At 63.6% G+C, this 16,488-nt stretch carries 16 protein-coding genes; 6 read left to right on the plus strand and 10 right to left on the minus strand.

The features are described from left to right. Positions 1-156 precede the first annotated feature (156 nt). The 3 genes from ACZ9H4_RS00610 to ACZ9H4_RS00620 all read left to right on the plus strand — a co-directional run bounded on the left by ACZ9H4_RS00610 (position 157) and on the right by ACZ9H4_RS00620 (position 3,109). A complete protein-coding gene (locus ACZ9H4_RS00610; protein WP_476118012.1) occupies positions 157-2,040 on the plus strand; it encodes a bifunctional sugar phosphate isomerase/epimerase/4-hydroxyphenylpyruvate dioxygenase family protein in 1,884 nt (627 codons plus the stop codon). Positions 2,041-2,360: 320 nt separating this feature from the next. Continuing rightward, the gene (locus ACZ9H4_RS00615) at positions 2,361-2,693 is read left to right on the plus strand and encodes a YdgH/BhsA/McbA family protein (protein ID WP_408138922.1); all 333 of its coding nucleotides are present in this window, start codon (positions 2,361-2,363) and stop codon (positions 2,691-2,693) included. A gap of 155 nt (positions 2,694-2,848) precedes the next feature. Then, on the plus strand, positions 2,849-3,109 hold the full coding sequence (locus tag ACZ9H4_RS00620; protein ID WP_408138924.1) for a hypothetical protein: 261 nt from the start codon (positions 2,849-2,851) through the stop codon (positions 3,107-3,109). Positions 3,110-3,243: 134 nt separating this feature from the next. Here ACZ9H4_RS00620 and ACZ9H4_RS00625 read toward each other — a convergent pair whose 3' ends face one another. From ACZ9H4_RS00625 to ACZ9H4_RS00650, 6 genes are all read right to left on the minus strand, one after another. Further along, on the minus strand, positions 3,244-3,573 hold the full coding sequence (locus ACZ9H4_RS00625) for a hypothetical protein (protein ID WP_408152031.1): 330 nt from the start codon (positions 3,571-3,573) through the stop codon (positions 3,244-3,246). 10 nt (positions 3,574-3,583) lie between these two features. Continuing rightward, on the minus strand, positions 3,584-4,351 hold the full coding sequence (locus ACZ9H4_RS00630) for an AraC family transcriptional regulator (protein ID WP_408138927.1): 768 nt from the start codon (positions 4,349-4,351) through the stop codon (positions 3,584-3,586). A gap of 130 nt (positions 4,352-4,481) precedes the next feature. Beyond that, complete coding sequence (locus ACZ9H4_RS00635) at positions 4,482-5,768, minus strand: FAD-dependent oxidoreductase (protein WP_476118013.1); 1,287 nt, start codon at positions 5,766-5,768, stop codon at positions 4,482-4,484. Then, complete coding sequence (locus ACZ9H4_RS00640) at positions 5,765-6,046, minus strand: 2Fe-2S iron-sulfur cluster-binding protein (RefSeq protein WP_408138930.1); 282 nt, start codon at positions 6,044-6,046, stop codon at positions 5,765-5,767. Before ACZ9H4_RS00640 ends, ACZ9H4_RS00635 begins: the two co-directional genes overlap by 4 nt. Beyond that, positions 6,039-7,166 (minus strand): NAD(P)/FAD-dependent oxidoreductase, encoded by a 1,128-nt coding sequence (locus tag ACZ9H4_RS00645; protein WP_408139543.1) that lies wholly within the window; start codon positions 7,164-7,166, stop codon positions 6,039-6,041. The genes ACZ9H4_RS00640 and ACZ9H4_RS00645 overlap by 8 nt, the downstream gene beginning before the upstream one ends. Then, entirely contained in the window at positions 7,163-8,119 is a 957-nt protein-coding gene (locus ACZ9H4_RS00650) for a 4-hydroxyproline epimerase (RefSeq protein ID WP_476118014.1), read from the minus strand. The genes ACZ9H4_RS00645 and ACZ9H4_RS00650 overlap by 4 nt, the downstream gene beginning before the upstream one ends. A 360-nt stretch (positions 8,120-8,479) precedes the next feature. Here ACZ9H4_RS00650 and ACZ9H4_RS00655 point away from each other — a divergent pair, with 360 nt between their 5' ends. Beyond that, positions 8,480-9,385, plus strand: coding sequence for a dihydrodipicolinate synthase family protein (locus ACZ9H4_RS00655; RefSeq protein ID WP_476118015.1), 906 nt, complete (start codon positions 8,480-8,482; stop codon positions 9,383-9,385). Positions 9,386-9,562: 177 nt separating this feature from the next. Here the strand turns inward: ACZ9H4_RS00655 and ACZ9H4_RS00660 are convergent, their stop codons facing one another. Both ACZ9H4_RS00660 and ACZ9H4_RS00665 read right to left on the minus strand, forming a co-directional pair. Then, entirely contained in the window at positions 9,563-10,258 is a 696-nt protein-coding gene (locus ACZ9H4_RS00660; protein WP_408138936.1) for a response regulator transcription factor, read from the minus strand. A 1,192-nt stretch (positions 10,259-11,450) separates the two neighbouring features. Then, the gene (locus tag ACZ9H4_RS00665; protein ID WP_408138938.1) at positions 11,451-12,185 is read right to left on the minus strand and encodes a response regulator transcription factor; all 735 of its coding nucleotides are present in this window, start codon (positions 12,183-12,185) and stop codon (positions 11,451-11,453) included. Between the two features lie 355 nt (positions 12,186-12,540). Here ACZ9H4_RS00665 and ACZ9H4_RS00670 point away from each other — a divergent pair, with 355 nt between their 5' ends. Both ACZ9H4_RS00670 and ACZ9H4_RS00675 read left to right on the plus strand, forming a co-directional pair. After that, positions 12,541-13,842 carry an MFS transporter gene (locus ACZ9H4_RS00670; protein WP_408138940.1) on the plus strand — a complete coding sequence of 434 codons (1,302 nt, stop codon included), beginning with the start codon at positions 12,541-12,543 and terminating at the stop codon, positions 13,840-13,842. 169 nt (positions 13,843-14,011) lie between these two features. Next, positions 14,012-15,508 (plus strand): MFS transporter, encoded by a 1,497-nt coding sequence (locus ACZ9H4_RS00675; RefSeq protein ID WP_408139545.1) that lies wholly within the window; start codon positions 14,012-14,014, stop codon positions 15,506-15,508. Between the two features lie 163 nt (positions 15,509-15,671). Here ACZ9H4_RS00675 and ACZ9H4_RS00680 read toward each other — a convergent pair whose 3' ends face one another. Both ACZ9H4_RS00680 and ACZ9H4_RS00685 read right to left on the minus strand, forming a co-directional pair. After that, positions 15,672-15,944 carry a hypothetical protein gene (locus ACZ9H4_RS00680; protein WP_408138942.1) on the minus strand — a complete coding sequence of 91 codons (273 nt, stop codon included), beginning with the start codon at positions 15,942-15,944 and terminating at the stop codon, positions 15,672-15,674. A gap of 66 nt (positions 15,945-16,010) precedes the next feature. Further along, a complete protein-coding gene (locus ACZ9H4_RS00685) occupies positions 16,011-16,442 on the minus strand; it encodes a DoxX family protein (RefSeq protein WP_408138944.1) in 432 nt (143 codons plus the stop codon). Between the last annotated feature and the right edge of the window lie 46 nt (positions 16,443-16,488).

Here is a 16,488-nt window from a genome sequence, read left to right on the forward strand (position 1 = left end):
AGTGGGTAATTCTGGCCTGCGTCTTGCGGACGCACGTCGCCGGTCGGCCCGCTTTGCGCATTGCAGCATGCATCGCGCGACACACGCGGGCGCGCCGCGCTGACCGCTGTGCCTATTCTTCAACTGCCGTTCTGATTGTTTTTGCAGGAGCCGTTCATGCAACGTTCGATTGCCACCGTGTCGATTAGCGGAACCCTCGTCGAGAAGTTGACCGCGATCCGGGCGGCGGGCTTCGAAGGCGTCGAGATCTTCGAGAACGATCTGCTGTATTTCGACGGCTCTCCCGCCGACGTGCGCCGCATCGCGGAAGATCTCGGGCTGAAGATCATGCTGTTCCAGCCGTTCCGCGATTTCGACGGGGTGAGCCCGGAGCGCCTCGAACGCAATCTGGATCGCGCGAAACGCAAGTTCGACGTGATGCACGAACTGGGCACGGACCGCATTCTGGTGTGCAGCAACGTGTCGCCCGACACCATCGGCGACGACGCGCTGATGGTCGATCAACTGGGCGCGCTGGCTCGTGCGGCCGAGGCGGCCGGCGTGATCGCCGGTTACGAGGCGCTCGCGTGGGGTAAGCACATCAAGACTTACCGCCACGCGTGGAAACTCGTCGATGCGGTGAACCATCCGAACCTCGGGCTCGTGCTCGACAGTTTTCACACGCTGTCGCTCAATGACACGGTGGACGCGATCGCCGACATTCCGGGCGAGCGCATCGCGTTCGTGCAGATCGCCGACGCGCCGAAGCTCGCGATGGACGTGCTCGAATGGAGCCGCCACTACCGGTGCTTCCCCGGCCAGGGCGATTTCGACCTGGCGAACTTCACCGCGCAGGTCGTGAAAACGGGCTACAAGGGCCCGCTTTCACTGGAAATTTTCAATGACGGCTTTCGCGCCGCCCCCACCACGATCACGGCCGCGGACGGTCACCGCTCGCTGCTGTTCCTCGAGGAACAGACCCGCGCGCTGCTCGAATCCACGCAGGAGCCGGTCGGTGATCTGTACCGCTCACCTGCGGCACCGGCCCACGTCGGTTATCAGTTCCTCGAATTCGCGGTCGACCACACCACGCGCGCGCAACTCGTCGATTGGCTCGGCAAGCTGCGTTTTCGTCAGGCTGGCGAGCATCGCTCGAAAGAGGTCACGTTGTTCCAGCACGGCGCAGCGTCGATCGTGCTGAACGCCGAACCCGATTCGTTCGCCAACGCGTTCTTCCAGCAGCATGGCCTGTCGCTGTGCGCGTCGGCGTTTCGCGTGGACGACGCCAATCAGGCGTTCGAACGCGCGGCCGGTTTCGGCTACGCGCCGTTCTCCGGTCAGATCGGCCCGAACGAGCGCGTGCTGCCCGCCGTGCAGGGGCCGGACGGCAGCCTGAACTATTTCGTCGACGAAACGCCGGATCAGCCCACGCTGTTCGAAGCCGATTTCGTCCTCACCGACGTCAACGGTCCGACCGAAGTCGGGCCGCTTTCCCGCATCGATCACGTGTGTCTGTCGGTGCCGGCGAATTCGCTGGATACATGGGTGCTGTTTCTAAGAACCGCACTGGGCTTCCAGGCCGAGCCGGGCGTGCTGGTGCCGGACCCGTACGGGCTGGTGCGCAGCCGCGCGCTTCGCAGTCGGGACGGATCGGTGCGGATCGTGCTGAACGCGTCGGTCGATCATCACACGGCGGTGGCCGAGGCACTGCACACGTATCACGGCTCCGGCCTGAACCACGTGGCGTTCAGCACCGGCGACATCTTCAGCGCGATTCCGGAATTCGTCGCCGACGGCCTGCCGGTGTTGCGCATCCCGCGCAATTACTACGACGATCTCGCCGCGCGTTACGCGTTGCCCGACGAGATGCTGGAGGCGTTGCGCGCCGGCAATATCCTGTACGACCGCGATGAGCGTGGCGGCGAGTTTTTCCATGCTTACACGGAACAGCTGGATCAGCGCTTTTTCCTGGAGATCGTCGAGCGGCGCGGCGATTACGACGGTTATGGCGCGGCCAATGCTGCGGTGCGGCTTGCTGCTCAGGCGCAGCGGCGTAAGTAGGCAGCAGGCGGTTTGCTTTTCCGCGGACCGTGTGCGGGTTTGGCGGTTGGCGGTTGGCGGTTGGCGGTTGGCGGTTGGCGGTTGGCGGTTGGCGGTTGGCGGTTGGCGGTTGGCGGTTGGCGGTTGGCGGTTGGGCAGACCCGGCAGTCCAGACAGTTCCAGCCGCATCGCCCCCCATCTCAGGCACGGCACATGCGACCTCGCCTCGTGCATCCGCGCCGCCCCGATATAATGGCGCCTGATTTTTGCGGCCCACGCCGCGCGGCTGCGCCACGTACGGGGTCACATCCCCGTCGGCCGAATGAAACGCCAGGAGAGATATGAAGAAGTTTGCCGTAGTCCTGTCAGTTCCCCTGCTCCTCAGCGCTTGCGCGTACTTTCAGAAGAATCCGGATGCCGGTGAGCCCGTCACGGATACCGCGACGCAGCGCTCCGTCGACGACGTCGTCGCCTGCCTGACCCAGGTCGCCACCCGCCACGACGCCGCGTTCAAGTCCACCGCGATCCCGCAAGGCCAGATGCTCGACTTCGGCGACTCGAACATCATCAAGGTGCGCAGCGACAATGGGGCGACAACTTACCGTTTCTATGCGGGCAAGCGCCATGTGAACAACCTGTGGCTCGAGTCGGCCGGCAAAACCTGCGCCCCGTAAGGATTTGCGGGTTAAAGAACCGTAAGTGGGACATCCGGAAAGTTGTTCCTTTGCAATGTTCATGTCACGGTATTACAGGACAATGGAGTCTTAAGAATCGTTTAAGACTCCGTCCGCATGATCCCCCGGACACGACCCCGCACGAGGTGCGCACGATGAACCAGCCCGATCCCAACACGAACGATACGCCCGCGCCCGCAAAGCGCCCCACCATACTGCGCCGTCTGCTAAGCCACCACGAACTCGCCACGCTGCTGCTGTTGCTGCACGCGCCGATCGACGCATCCGCGAAACCCGAGATTCCTCAGCTTCACGAAGCCGGTCTGATCGAAACCGTTTCCGGCGACGCCGGCTCGTCGCATATTCGCCTGACGCGCGAAGGCAATGCGGTGCTGCGCGGGCTCGGCGTCAAGTAAAGCGAGCCGCGCCTGAGGCCGCTGAATCGCGCCCCCTTGCAAGAGACCCAAGGTTCCCGGCTCGCCGCGCTTCGGCCGGTGCACGCGCCCGACGCGCAGGCCACGCCCCCACATCCACCACCACCTCGCTCGTTTCAGGCCTGCCACACGCCGTATCCCGCTTCGCGTAGCCCGATCGCCAGTTCCACTTCCATGTCCTGTGCGCCGCGGTAAGGCATGGGGTTGAACACTTCGTATAGTTCGGGGACGAGACGCAAGCCGTAATCGCGCACATAGCGGTTCGCCTGAATGCCGGCCTTATGCCGGTCGAAGCGCAAATCGGGGTCCAATCCCGTCATTCCCACGTACACGCAAGGCTTGTCGAACCGGTAATCGGGATTCGCGCGGCGAAAGCGCGCCTCGTTCCAGACCGCGTCGTCGAGCGCGACGACGTACACGTAGTATTGATGCCTGCGACGAACCATGGACGGCGGCTCAGCTCCGCGAAGTGCCGTGCAGCAGCATCCGGTATTCGCTCGGTGTGACGCCGACGGTCGCCTTGAATTGCCGCGTGAATGCGCTGTGGTCGGTGTAGCCGCAGAGTGCGGCGACGTCGGTGACCTTGTCGTGCGAGACCAGCAGTGCGGTGGCCGCGTCCAGCCGCGTTTTCAACAGCACCTGACGCGGCGTCAAGTGAAACACTTTGTGAAAATAGCGTTCCAGTTGCGCGACCGACATATCCGCCATCGCAGCGAGCTGCTTCAGATTCAACGGCTGCACGTAATTTTCCTGGATCGACTGCACGACCGCTGCGAGCCGGCTGTAGGCCGGGTGGCTGCTCTCGTCGGCTTTCAGATCGCGGGAAATGCCGGCGAGCCCGACCACCTTGCCCGCCGGGTCCCGCAGCGGCTGCTTGCACGTGAGACACCAGCCCGGCTGGCGGCCAGGATACAGGTGCAGTTCCAGTTGATCGAGCATCTGGCTGCCGACGCCGATGATCGCCTTGTCCTGCGCCGTATAGATGCGCCCGAAGCGGCGCGGGAACACGTCCTCGGCGGTTTTGCCGAGCAGCGCGGCCTTCTCCTTGAAACCGCAACGCGAGGCCAGCGTGCGATTGACCAGCGCATAGCGCGCGTCGGCATCCTTCACGAAGAACACGACGTCCGGCATCGCGTCGAACACCGGCTCCAGCAACCTGAAGTGCGACAGCATGTCCGACAGCGTGGCATTGTCCGGTTCGAGCGGATGAGCGAGTGTGTTCATCGTGCGGGTCCCGTTGGTCCATTGCTGAAAAGGTGTATTCGCGAGTGGCGTTGGCGCGGTCGGTCGATTATAGGGCCGTGAGGTAGCCGACAATATCCGGAGGCGCCCGGCAAGGTGTGGGGCGGGTGCGTCAATCACCCGGTGGCGGCGGCACGCCAGGCACCATCAACGTGCCGATTTGCGCTGGGCTGAACGGCGGCCGCGGCGCGGCGGCCGGCCAACCGAAGTACACACTCGCGGCCGCGCCGCAGATTCGTCCCTGGCAAGCGCCCATACCGCAGCGCGTAAGCAGCTTGGCCTCGCGCCAGTCGGCGCAGTGGCGCACTTCGCCGATGCGCACGTCTTCGCAACGGCACAGCAGCGTGGCGTCGGCGGGCGGCGTACGGGCGGCGTCCCGCAACGCGAAGGCGGTCTCGACGCGTCGGCCGAAGCGGCGCCAGCGCGCCCGTATCGAATGCAGCGCGGTCCACTTTGCAGCCGCAGCGCCGCTCGCCGCGAGCCCGGCGATCTCGCCTTCGACACACGCCAGTTCCGCGCCCCCGATGCCGGTGCACTCCCCGGCCGCGAGCACGCAGTCGACCGACGTGCGCTGCTCGCCGTCGACGATGATCTCGCCCGCGTCGCCGATCGCGCAGCCGAGCGACTGCGCGAGCGCGATGTTCGGCACGAGTCCATAGCCGCAGGCGACGCGCTCGCAATCGAGCGTCACCTCCGGCTGGCTGCCACGCTGAATGATCGCTCGCTGCACGTGGCCTGCACCCTGCACCTCGCGCACGATGCTGCCGGTCCAGTAGCGCAACCCTGCGAAACCGCGCGTCATGCCGAGCGCTTGCCGCAACTTGGCGGGCTCGGTCAGCAATGAAGCGCCAAAGCGCGCGACCTCGAACGCCGGCGCCTGTTCCACCACCGCTACCACCCGCGCACCGGCCGCGCGTGCTGTGGCGAGCGCAGCGATCAGCAAGGGACCGCAGCCGGCGATCACGATCCGTTCGTCGCGCACCGGCATGCCGCCTTTGATGAGCGCCTGCAACGCTCCCGCGCCGGTCACGCCGGGCAACGTCCAGCCCGCGAACGGCAAAAGCCGCTCGCGCGCGCCGGTCGCGAGGATCAATCGGTCATAGCTGATACACACACCACCCAGTTCCGCCGATTCGAGCAGCAACCCGCGCGAATCCAGCGGGGCAATTACACGAGTGGATGGCCAGTGCGTGAGCTTGCTCTGCTGTTCCAATTCAACGAGAAGCGTGTGCAGCGGCGCTTGCGGCGTCTGCCCCGGACCCTGCCGCCAGATCTGCCCACCGGCGCGCGGATTGTCGTCGATCAGCGCGACCGTGGCACCCTCGCGCAACGCTGCGTGTGCGGCGTTCAAGCCCGCAGGCCCGCCGCCGACCACGACGATGTCGAAGTGCCGCGTCATCGCACGCCCGCCGCGTCTTGCGTGTGAATGATCTGGCCGGCGCGGCACAGCGTCTGGCAAGCGAGCGCATGTGCCCGGCCATCGATCGTCACGCGGCATTCCTGGCACACGCCCATGCCGCACAGCGCGCTGCGAGGCTCGCCGCCGACGGAGAGTCGTGAGCCCTGCACGCCCGCGGCAACGAGTGCCGCCGCCACGGTCGTGCCGGCTGCGACATCGATACGCCGGCCGTCGATGGTCAAACGGATGCGGGCCACGTCAGCGTCTGCGTCAGTCATGAGCCACCTGCCCGGCAAAACGGATGGGCAAATAAGGTTCCACGGGAATTGGCGCGGCGCTCACCGTGATCTGCGCGGCAAGCAGTTTGGCGGTGGCGAGCGAGGTCGTCACGCCCAGCCCCTCATGCCCGACAGCGAGCCACACGCCGGGCGCAAACTCGCCAGCCGGTCCGATCAGCGGCAACCCGTCCGGCGAGGCCGCGCGAAAGCCGGTCCACGCGCGAATGCCGTTGAGCGTCGGCAGCATCGGCAGATAGCGCGCGGCGCGCTGCAGCATCTGCGCGAGTACGGGCATTTCGACGGTGGGATCGGTGATGTCGAACTGGCGCGACGAGCCGATCAACAGTTGCCCCGTGGGCCGCGGTTGCACATTGAACGCTACCGACGTGCCGGCCGCATGGTGCGCGCTCTTGATATAGCCGAGTTCAAGCAGTTGATGACGGATCAGTCCAGGATAGCGGTCAGTGATCAGCAGATGGCCCTTCTTCGCTTGCAAGGGCAGTCGCGGCACGAGTTGCCGCGCGCCCAGCCCGTTCGCCACGATCACATACGCCGCGCCGACGCGTTCGCCGTCGGCCAGCGTGACGCCGCCCGCGTTGACCGACGCCACCGGCGCCGCGAGCCGCACGCGGATGTTCGCGGCGTCGGGCGATTGCGTCAGCAGCCATTCGGCGGCGGTGGGCGCATAAACGATGCTGTCGTGCTCGATACGCAAGCCGCCCGTCAACGACGCAGCCAATGCCGGCTCGCAGTCGCGCAATTCGGCTGCGCTCAGCAGTTGTGCGGCGACGCCCTGCGCTTCGAACGCCGCCTGCATCGCGCGGGCGGCTTCCCATTCCTCTTCGTCGGCGGCGGCCCACAGCGTGCCACAACGCGCAAACGCGTCGCGCGCACGCAACTGCGGCGCGAGTTGCAGCCACAAATCGCGCGAATAGCGGCTCAGCGCGAATTCCGCCGGCGAGTCGTTCATCACGACGATATGGCCCATACCCGCGGCCGTCGCGCCGCCGCCGATGCGCTGCGCGTCGAGCACCTCGACCCGCATGCCGAGCGCGGCCAATTCCGCCGCGCATGCAGCGCCGACAATTCCGGCTCCGACGATCACCGCGTCCGCGCTCATGCCGCGCGAATGCCCCACGCGAACGGATCGCGCTCGTCGAAACAGAGCCGCCCTTCCGCCGTGATATGCGCGTGGCCCGTGATGGTGGGAATCACCGAGACGCCGTCGCCCGCCTGAACGTAGCTCGCTTCGAACACGCTGCCGATGATGCTCTCCTGCCGCCACACCGCGCCCTCGGCCAGCTTGCCGTCGGCCGCGAGACACGCGACTTTGGCGCTGGTGCCGGTGCCGCACGGCGAGCGGTCGTACGCATTGCCGGGACACAGCACGAAGCTGCGGCTGTCGATGCCGTCGCGCGAACCGGGTCCAAAGAGTTCGATGTGGTCGATCAGCGCACCGTCCGCGCCGGTGATTTGCTGCGCAATCAGCGCATCGCGAATCGCCGAGCTGAACGCGCTCAGGCCGGGAATATCCGACGCGTCCAGTGAGCGCCCATGATCGGCGACGAGAAAAAACCAGTTGCCTCCCCAACCGATGTCGCCAGTCAACGTGCCATAACCGGGCACGTCAACCAGGACCGCCGCGCGATAGCGATAGGCCGGCACGTTGCGCACGGCCACGCTGCCGTCGTCGTTAAGCATTGCTTCGACCACGCCGACCGGCGTCTCGATCCGATGACGCCCCGGCCCGATCCGTCCCATATGCGCGAGCGACACGACGAGTCCGATCGTCCCATGCCCGCACATGCCGAGATAGCCGACGTTGTTGAAGAAGATTACGCCGGCCGCGCACGTGGGGTCGTCCGGCTCGCATAGCAGTGCGCCGACTACCACGTCCGAACCGCGCGGTTCGGTAACGATGCCCGCGCGCCACTCGTCGAAGCGCGTGCGGAACGTGTCGAGCCGTTGCGCGAGCGTGCCGCCGCCGAGTTCGGGGCCGCCTGACACCACGAGGCGGGTCGGTTCACCGCCTGTGTGCGAATCGATGATGTTCAACGTTTTCATGACGCTCATGGTAGGAACGGCGGGCATTCGGGTCTTGGTGAGCGTGCGCGTGGATTGTGACGATTTCGGCATAGCGGCCGCGAGAGGCTGCGGGTGCGCTGATGGAGAATGCTCACGCCGCGCGTCCGTGTAGGCAGTACGCGTCGGATATCACGACGGTCATGAATGGATGGATAGGCTCATTCGCTTTCGACTGATTATGGGTCCCTCCGCGAATGCGCTTTGCAGCACGGTTGCGCGGCATAAGCACGTCATGACACATAGATCGACTATGCCGAAATCGTCATCCACCGCGCGCGATTCGCGCAAGACGCCGACATTTTCCCTGCTTACACTGCGCATCGACACATCACACTCAGGAGAGCAGTCGTGGCGCATATCTGGGAAGGCGTATTGCCCGCAGTCACCACCAAATTCCACGCGGATTTCAGCATAGACCGCGGGTGGACCGGCAAGAATATCGAAGCGCAGATCGACGCGGGTGTGGACGGCATCATCGTGTGCGGCTCGCTGGGTGAGGCATCGACGTTATCGCTCGACGAAAAGCTGCAGGTACTCGACGTCGCCGTGGAAGCTGCGCGCGGCCGCGTGCCGGTGTTGTTGACGATCGCCGAAAACAGCACGCTCGACGCCTGCCGCCAGGCCGAGGCCGGCAGCAAGCATGGCGCAGCGGGTTATATGGTGCTGCCGGGGCTGCGTTATCTGTCGGACCGCCGCGAGACGCTCAACCATTTCCGCAGCGTCGCCGATGCGAGTTCGCTGCCGCTGATGATTTACAACAATCCGCTCGCCTACGGCGTCGACATGACGCCCGACATGTTCGCCGAGATCGCCGACGAAAAGAAGATCGTCGCAATCAAGGAGTCATGCGGCGACGTACGGCGCGTGACGGATCTGATCAACGTAGTCGGTGACCGCTTCGCGATTCTGTGCGGCGTCGACAACCTCGCCATGGAAGCGATGCTGATGGGCGCGCATGGCTGGGTGGCGGGTCTGGTGTGCGCCTTTCCGCGCGAGACCGTGGCGATCTATAAGCTGCTGAAAGCGGGACGCCTCGAGGAAGCCCGCACGATTTATCGCTGGTTCGCACCATTGCTGGCGCTCGACGTGTCGCCGAAGCTCGTGCAGAACATCAAGCTGGCCGAGACGGTTGTCGGCTTGGGCACAGAGCCAGTGCGGCCGCCTCGTCTGCCGCTCGTGGGCGACGAACGCAAGACGGTCGAAGCGCTGATTCGTCGTGCGATCGAAACACGGCCGACGCTGCCTGCCGTTTAACGCGGCAGGCTTTCGCTTCAGGCTGCTCGCTGCGTGTACCGGTGGTGGACTCGCCGCCGGATTCGCCCTGACGCAGATGCAGCACCCTGCAGTTGCTCTCGCGCCTGGGCGAGTCGAACTGAACAGAGGCGGCAGAAGGGATTAGCCGCCGCACGTTGGCGAGCCAGGATATTTCAATCAACCGGATGGCACACGTTGCAATCTATATCCGTAGCCATATATCGGCATCAGACGATAGCCGTTCTGTGGTCGAAGGCCCAGCTTTGTTCTGAGCATCGAGGCATGCGTGCTCAGCGTCCGCAGCGCCGGCTCGTCGGGCGCCCTTCTCCACACCGTCTCGATAATCTGTGCGTTAGGTAACGGGTCATCCAGATGCTGAAACAGGAGCAGAGCGAGCGCGAACTGCTTCGGCGTCAGCGATATGAGCGTGCCACGCAACCGTAATTCTCCGCGCCCGGAGTCGAATTCGAAATCATCAAAACTCTGCGGACCAGACGATTCGGCGGGTATGGAACATCGCCGCAGAAGCGCGCGAGTGCGTGCAAGCAGCATGGCTGATGTGACCGGTTTGACGAGATAGTCATCGGCCCCCGAGTTTAGGACCGATGACATGTCGTCATCGCTCGCTCGTGATGTCAGAAACAGAACCGCAAGCGTGCGTGGAAGGTTCGCTCGAACCCAGTGAAGCACTTCCGTTCCTGGTCTATCTGGAAGCATCCAGTCGAGCACCAGAAGATCAAACGTCTGCCGCCGCAGCTCGTCCAGCAACGAGCGACTATCGACAAATTCTTGACATTGATAACCTGCGCTCGTCAACTGGTGAGAGACAAACTCGCGAATCTCCCGGCTGTCCTCAAGTACAGCTACCTTCATAACGACTTCCTACGATCGTCCAGCATTCGTCTTCCCGGTTCATTCCGTAAAAGCTCTTCATTCAGTTAGCGTTTCGAATCTCGAAGACAGCATAAATACTGCCCGACATTCAAGTCTTCACGATCACATCCAACGCATATATACGGATGACGAACTAATCTATCGTCTTCCGCGTGTAGTTTCAGTAAATAACATCGCCACAACGCGGCCCCTCGCCAACGAGGCTGCTTTGCAGTGGTTCGTGTTTCGCGTTTTGACACGGAGATTTTTCGCTCCCGCTCTACTGCCTCTTTTGACACGACAGTAGAGACGCCCTCTGATTGACGACGGCGCTCTGCTCGCGTCAGTTTGTCCTTCTATGCTGACAAACAAATTGATTCCAGGCAAACCATTCATGGCAATTCGCAACCGCTTCACAGCATCTATCTTTCAATCGTTGACAGCAACATTACCGGCGCATTGCTAGCATGGAAAATTCTAACAACGCGCTGAAAACAAAAAGTCTTTACACGATTTTCCCTCGCAGCTCCGTGACTTATGCATACCTTGTTCTGTTATCAATGCAATACCCACATCTAGACATTGTCGACTACATCCTCATTTCGCTTGCGATACTCATCATATTTTCAATAGTCGACCGTAACGCGAGCAAAAGCATTAGCTCAATCCACGATTGCACGCAGCCGTCTAATGTAGACGCACCATGCAAAGCCGAACACATCGAAGCGACGCCTTTTTCGCCGCATTGCGCTGAGAAAAAGACATCTAGTTCGCGAGGAGGCAAAGCCTGCCGATCATGTTCCAGGTCAGTTAGCAACCAGGCGATTGTTTTTGCACGTCGCACTCCCGGCAAAATGTAGCCGCCTGGTATTCATCTGGAGCCGGTCCTCGCTACGTAGCTACGCTCGCGTAGCCAACTCCCGCCAGAATTTGTGTCGCACAGATCCAGATAAACTGATGAATTCAACGTATTGTGAAAATTCGCGGACTCGAACATGCAAGAAACGTTCTGCATGCCGCCTTTTTTGCAACGCTTCGGCATCAATCGAGGAAGTCTGTCTCCGGGAGAGAGTACGTTTTGATGAGCTCAGTAGAAAGTTCGACCGAACGGATGACGTTTCCTCGAAAGCACGGCATACGACCCGCCGGCCCCCTAAAATCGAATCAACGCAAAACCCAACCGGAATAGATCTCAAGCAGCCTGCTTCTGCACGACACCGGATTCATCATCCGATTCACCTTGACGCAAATGCAGCAGCCTATAACCGCTCTTATAAACCGGTTGCAGACGAAATTCGTTCTGCGCCTCGATCTCGAGCAACAGACGCAGCCGCGACACGTGGCTGTCGATCGTGCGGGTGAACTCACGGAACTCGCGGCCCCAGACCATGGCGAAGATATGGTCGCGCGACATCACGCGGCCGATGTTGGAAAAGAACAGCGTCGCCAGCCGGTACTGAGTGCCGGACAGCGGCACTGGCTGATTGCGCAGCATGACGAGTTGCCGACGCGTATCGAAATGATAGGGCCCAACGTGGAAACTCGCGCCGCCGAGGCGATCCGGGTACGCGCGCCGCAACAAAGCCGCGACGCGTTCACGGAACTCGGCCGGGCGCAATGGCAACGCCACGTAATCGTCCGCGCCATTGGCGAAGGCGCGCACCATGCTCTCCTCCAACGTGTCGCTCGACGCGAACATGACCGGCAGGCGGCCGTCGCCGACCGCACGCACCGACCTCAGCACTTCGGCACCCGACAGACGGGTGCCGTGCCAGTCCAGCACCAGCAGATCCACGGTGGAACGAGCGAGCGCCTTCGACATGGCGAGGCCGTCGTCGTAAGTCACGCAGGCGTGGCCGGCTCTCACGAGAGCCTGTTCGATCGACAAACGCATGACCGGGTCACGCTGAAGTACAGCAACGCGCATAGGTGACTCTCAACGGAATAGCTGGGAGGCCATTCTCCAAGGCATGTCGTCCCTATCCCATAGGAATATTCTTAATTTTCATATTGATTGAGCTGACTCAGCGAGTACGATTCAACGCACCGCAAGAAAGCCTTGCCTGGGGGAACTTGCTTCCATCCAATTAAGCACTTCCCGAAGCGAGCGGCTTTCATCCTGTAAAATCCCGGCCTGGCCCCAGTCGTCACCGCGTTCGTCCTACCCGGGCGGCGCGCCGGTGTCCCGTGCTCTACCCAGCGCCTGCCACACTTCTCGCCCGACGACCGCCGTATTTCCACGCGCTACGTGTGGCTTCCCATTCCAAAACAACGACATAGCAATGCAAGCGACAAATCTGGGTGGAGCGCAGGCTGTCACCCCACGCCCTCTTGGGCGCAGCGACTATAAGACGCTCGGTCTCGCCGCGCTCGGCGGCGCGCTCGAGTTCTACGACTTCATCATCTTCGTGTTCTTCGCGCCGGCGATCGGCCAGCTGTTCTTCCCGGCCGCGATGCCCGACTGGCTGCGCCAGGTGCAGACCTTCGGCATCTTCGCCGCCGGTTATCTCGCGCGGCCGCTCGGCGGCATCATCATGGCGCACTTCGGCGACCTGTTCGGCCGCAAGCGCATGTTCACGCTGAGCGTGCTGCTGATGTCCGTGCCGACGCTGATGATGGGCCTGCTGCCCACCTACGCCAGCATCGGCGTGATGGCGCCCGTGCTGCTGCTGTTGTTCCGTGTGATGCAGGGCGCGGCGGTCGGCGGCGAAGTGCCGGGCGCCTGGGTGTTCGTCTCCGAGCACGTGCCGCAGCGGCACATCGGCTATGCCTGCGGCACGCTGACCGCCGGCCTCACGGCGGGCATCCTGCTCGGCTCGCTGATCGCGTCGGCGGTGAACCACCACTTCGCCCCGGAGGAAATCTCCGCCTACGCATGGCGCGTGCCGTTCCTGGTGGGCGGCGTGTTCGGCATGTTCTCGGTTTATCTGCGCCGCTGGCTGCATGAAACGCCGGTGTTCGCCGAGCTCAAGCAACGCAAGGCGATCGCCGCGGAAGTGCCGCTCAAGGCCGTGCTGCGCGATCATGGCCGCGCCGTGATCGTGTCGATGCTCCTCACGTGGATGCTGTCGGCTGCGATCGTCGTCGTGATTCTGATGACGCCGACGTTGCTGCAGAAGCAGTTTCACATCGCGCCGGCCACTGCGTTGCTGGCGAACTGCGTGGCGACGCTCTGTCTGACGATCGGCTGCGTGATGGCCGGCTCGATCGCCGGGCGCATCGGCGCGGGACGCACGATTTTTATCGGCGGCCTCGCGCTGGCCGTGACGTACTACGTGATGTTCCAGCAACTCGCCGTCGATACCTCGGCGCTGGTGCCGCTCTATGCGGTGGCTGGGCTGTTCGTCGGCGTGATCGGCGCGATTCCGTTCGTGATGGTCAAGGCGTTTCCGCCCGTCGTGCGCTTCTCCGGCATTTCGTTCTCGTATAACGTCGCGTATGCGGTGTTCGGCGGGCTCACGCCGATCGCGGTGTCGCTGATGATGAAGTCCAATCCGATGGCCGCGCCGATCTATGTCGGGGTGATCTGCGTTCTCGGGGCATTGACGACGCTGTTCATCAAGGATGCACCGCGGGCGGGCTGAGCGGGCGGGGTGGACTGACTGATCTGTTACGAGGCGGCGCTCCTTTGGAGCGCCGTTGTTGTTTGCGACTGAGGGTTCCCGGGCTTCAGGCTTGCGCGCTCAACCACACCCCGGCCAACATCCACACTTCACACCAGCCCGAAGCATGGTGCGCCGCATCGGCTCTACGATGTACCGCATGAACTCCCCAGCCTCCCCCCTTTCGCCCGCCCTCGGCCGCGTTCTTGCGACTGTCAGCGTCGGTTTCGTCGTTACGCAACTCGACGTCACCATCGTCAACATCGCGCTGCCAGGCATTGGCGCGGACCTGCACGCGAGCGTCGCTGGCCTGCAATGGGTCGTCGACGCCTACACGCTCGCCTTCGCGGTGCTGATGCTGTCGGCCGGCGCGCTCGGCGACCGCTTCGGCGCCCGGCGCATGTACGCGGCCGGGATCGTGCTGTTCGCGCTCGCGTCGCTCGCCTGCGGCCTCGCGCTCGATGCCACGATGCTGGTCGCCGCGCGCGCATTGCAGGGCATCGGTGCCGCCGCGATGCTGCCGAACTCGCTTGCCTTGCTCAATCAGTCGTATGGACACGATCCCAAACTGAGGGCACGCGCCGTCGGCCTGTGGACCGCCGCGGGCGCGATCTCGATCGCGGCCGGACCGGTTGTCGGCGGTCTGCTGATCGCGGCATTCGGCTGGCGCGCCATCTTTCTCGTCAATCTGCCGATGTGCGCGGCCGGTCTGCTGGCGACCCTGCTCTGGGTGCCGCGGCCCAAGGCTGGGCGCCGAAGCCCGCCTGCAGCCGACGCCGGCAGAAACGGCGACGTCAATCCGCGCGGAATCGATCTGGGCGGCCAGTGTCTTGCGATCGTCGCGCTGACCACCTTCGTCGCCGCGGTGATCGAATGGCGGCCGCTGGGGCTCGGTCACCCGCTCGTGGCAGGCGGCTTCGTCGTCGCACTGCTCACGGCGAGCGCGTTCGTCGCCGTGCAAGCGCGCGTCGCCGCGCCGATGCTGCCGCTTTCGCTGTTCAGAAAGCGCACTTTCAGCGCGGCCGTGCTGTTCGGCATCTGCGTGAATCTGACGTACTACGGGATGGTGTTCGTGCTGAGTCTTTATCTGCAGCGCGTGCGCGGCTACACGCCGTTGCAGGCGGGACTCGCGTTTCTGCCGTTGACGGGCGGCTTTCTGCTCTCGAACGTGGCGAGCGGCTGGGTGGTCGGCCGCTTCGGCGTGCGGGTGCCGATGATCCTCGGGGCGATTACCGCCGGGCTCGGCTACGGCCTGCTGCATCGGGTCGATGCCGCCACCCCGCTCATTGGTCTGCTGCTGCCGTTCCTGCTGATTCCGTCGGGCATGGGCCTCGCGGTCCCGGCGATGACCACCGCCGTGCTCGCGTCGACCGACGCCCAACGCGCGGGCACGGCGTCCGCCGTGTTGAACACGGCGCGGCAAGCGGGCGGCGCGGTGGGCGTGGCCGCCTTCGGCGCGCTGGCGAGCGGCACGACGGCGGCACAGATCGTCACGGGGATGCAGGCTTCGACCGTGATCTCGGTCGGCTTGCTGGTGGTGGGCGGCGTGTTGAGCTGCCTCGTGGATCCCGAGCCGCATGCGGCGGCTGCGGGCTCGCGCGAGATGGCGCAAGAGCGGGACTCGACGCGAATCGGCGAATCCCGTTGAAGGCCTGGGCCGGATAGCCGTTCTGCTCTTTTGCGGCCGTCAACTTCGCCGTCCTGTTCGTGCAAAAAACACCCCCGCGATGCTTGCGCACGACGGGGGATAGTGACGGACAACTCGCAGCGCAACGCCGGGGGTCACGCAACACCCATCGCCACCACCGTGCTTACAGCGTCGCCTCCTGAATCACGCCGGTATCGATCGCGCGCTCGATCAATCCTTCGCTTTGCGCCTTGGTGATCGCGTCGGCGATCAATTTCTCCGGCTCCTCGATTTCGGCCTTGATCGCGCTGATGAATCCGGACGCATCCAGCACCACCAGGGTCTTCGCCGAATCGGCAAGGCTAATGATCACGCGATGCGGCGTGGGTCCTTCGCCGAGACTCGCGCACAACTGCGTGACCTTGCCAGCAATGGTTTGCTCGAAAGTTTGAATCATTATGTTCTCCCTTGATTACAGCCAGAATCGAAAGCCGCGGCGCCGACTACCGAACCACGGGCGGCATCAGAGACCCAGGCCGCCGCGCGGCGCGCGCGCGCCGTCGACGCTCATGCGCCCTGCGCCGGTCACGAACAGCAGCAGGAAACCGCCGGCGATGCCAATGTTCTTCCAGAAATGAATCACCATGTCACGCTGCAAGGCGGGATCGACCACATTCCAGAAATCGTGGCCCAGCACCGCGGTGGCCACCGTGTATACGGCGAGGATCAGCGCAAGGGGGCGCACCTTGAAGCCGATGATCAGCAGCAGACCGCCGAGCACTTCGACTGCGGTTGCGATCGGCGCGGCAACCTGCACGAACGGCACCCCCTTCGAATGCAGATAGCCGACAAAGCCCGCATAACCCAGCAGTTTCATCACACCACTCCACAGAAACAGCACTGCAAGGGCGATACGTGCAATGAAAATAACGCCGGAATCGACGGGACGCGACATGAGGGACTCCTGTAAATGAATAAGCAGCAGACCCGCCCGACCAGCC

The organism is Paraburkholderia sp. TE9906 (assembly GCF_056279605.1).

Coding starts and splice junctions, on each gene's coding strand:
- ACZ9H4_RS00610 (WP_476118012.1), top strand. CDS start 157: ATGCAACGTTCGATTGCCACCGTGTCGATTAGCGGAACCCTCGTCGAG.
- ACZ9H4_RS00615 (WP_408138922.1), top strand. CDS start 2,361: ATGAAGAAGTTTGCCGTAGTCCTGTCAGTTCCCCTGCTCCTCAGCGCT.
- ACZ9H4_RS00620 (WP_408138924.1), top strand. CDS start 2,849: ATGAACCAGCCCGATCCCAACACGAACGATACGCCCGCGCCCGCAAAG.
- ACZ9H4_RS00625 (WP_408152031.1), bottom strand. CDS start 3,573: ATGGTTCGTCGCAGGCATCAATACTACGTGTACGTCGTCGCGCTCGAC.
- ACZ9H4_RS00630 (WP_408138927.1), bottom strand. CDS start 4,351: ATGAACACACTCGCTCATCCGCTCGAACCGGACAATGCCACGCTGTCG.
- ACZ9H4_RS00635 (WP_476118013.1), bottom strand. CDS start 5,768: ATGACGCGGCACTTCGACATCGTCGTGGTCGGCGGCGGGCCTGCGGGC.
- ACZ9H4_RS00640 (WP_408138930.1), bottom strand. CDS start 6,046: ATGACTGACGCAGACGCTGACGTGGCCCGCATCCGTTTGACCATCGAC.
- ACZ9H4_RS00645 (WP_408139543.1), bottom strand. CDS start 7,166: ATGAGCGCGGACGCGGTGATCGTCGGAGCCGGAATTGTCGGCGCTGCA.
- ACZ9H4_RS00650 (WP_476118014.1), bottom strand. CDS start 8,119: ATGAGCGTCATGAAAACGTTGAACATCATCGATTCGCACACAGGCGGT.
- ACZ9H4_RS00660 (WP_408138936.1), bottom strand. CDS start 10,258: ATGAAGGTAGCTGTACTTGAGGACAGCCGGGAGATTCGCGAGTTTGTC.
- ACZ9H4_RS00665 (WP_408138938.1), bottom strand. CDS start 12,185: ATGCGCGTTGCTGTACTTCAGCGTGACCCGGTCATGCGTTTGTCGATC.
- ACZ9H4_RS00670 (WP_408138940.1), top strand. CDS start 12,541: ATGCAAGCGACAAATCTGGGTGGAGCGCAGGCTGTCACCCCACGCCCT.
- ACZ9H4_RS00675 (WP_408139545.1), top strand. CDS start 14,012: ATGTACCGCATGAACTCCCCAGCCTCCCCCCTTTCGCCCGCCCTCGGC.
- ACZ9H4_RS00680 (WP_408138942.1), bottom strand. CDS start 15,944: ATGATTCAAACTTTCGAGCAAACCATTGCTGGCAAGGTCACGCAGTTG.
- ACZ9H4_RS00685 (WP_408138944.1), bottom strand. CDS start 16,442: ATGTCGCGTCCCGTCGATTCCGGCGTTATTTTCATTGCACGTATCGCC.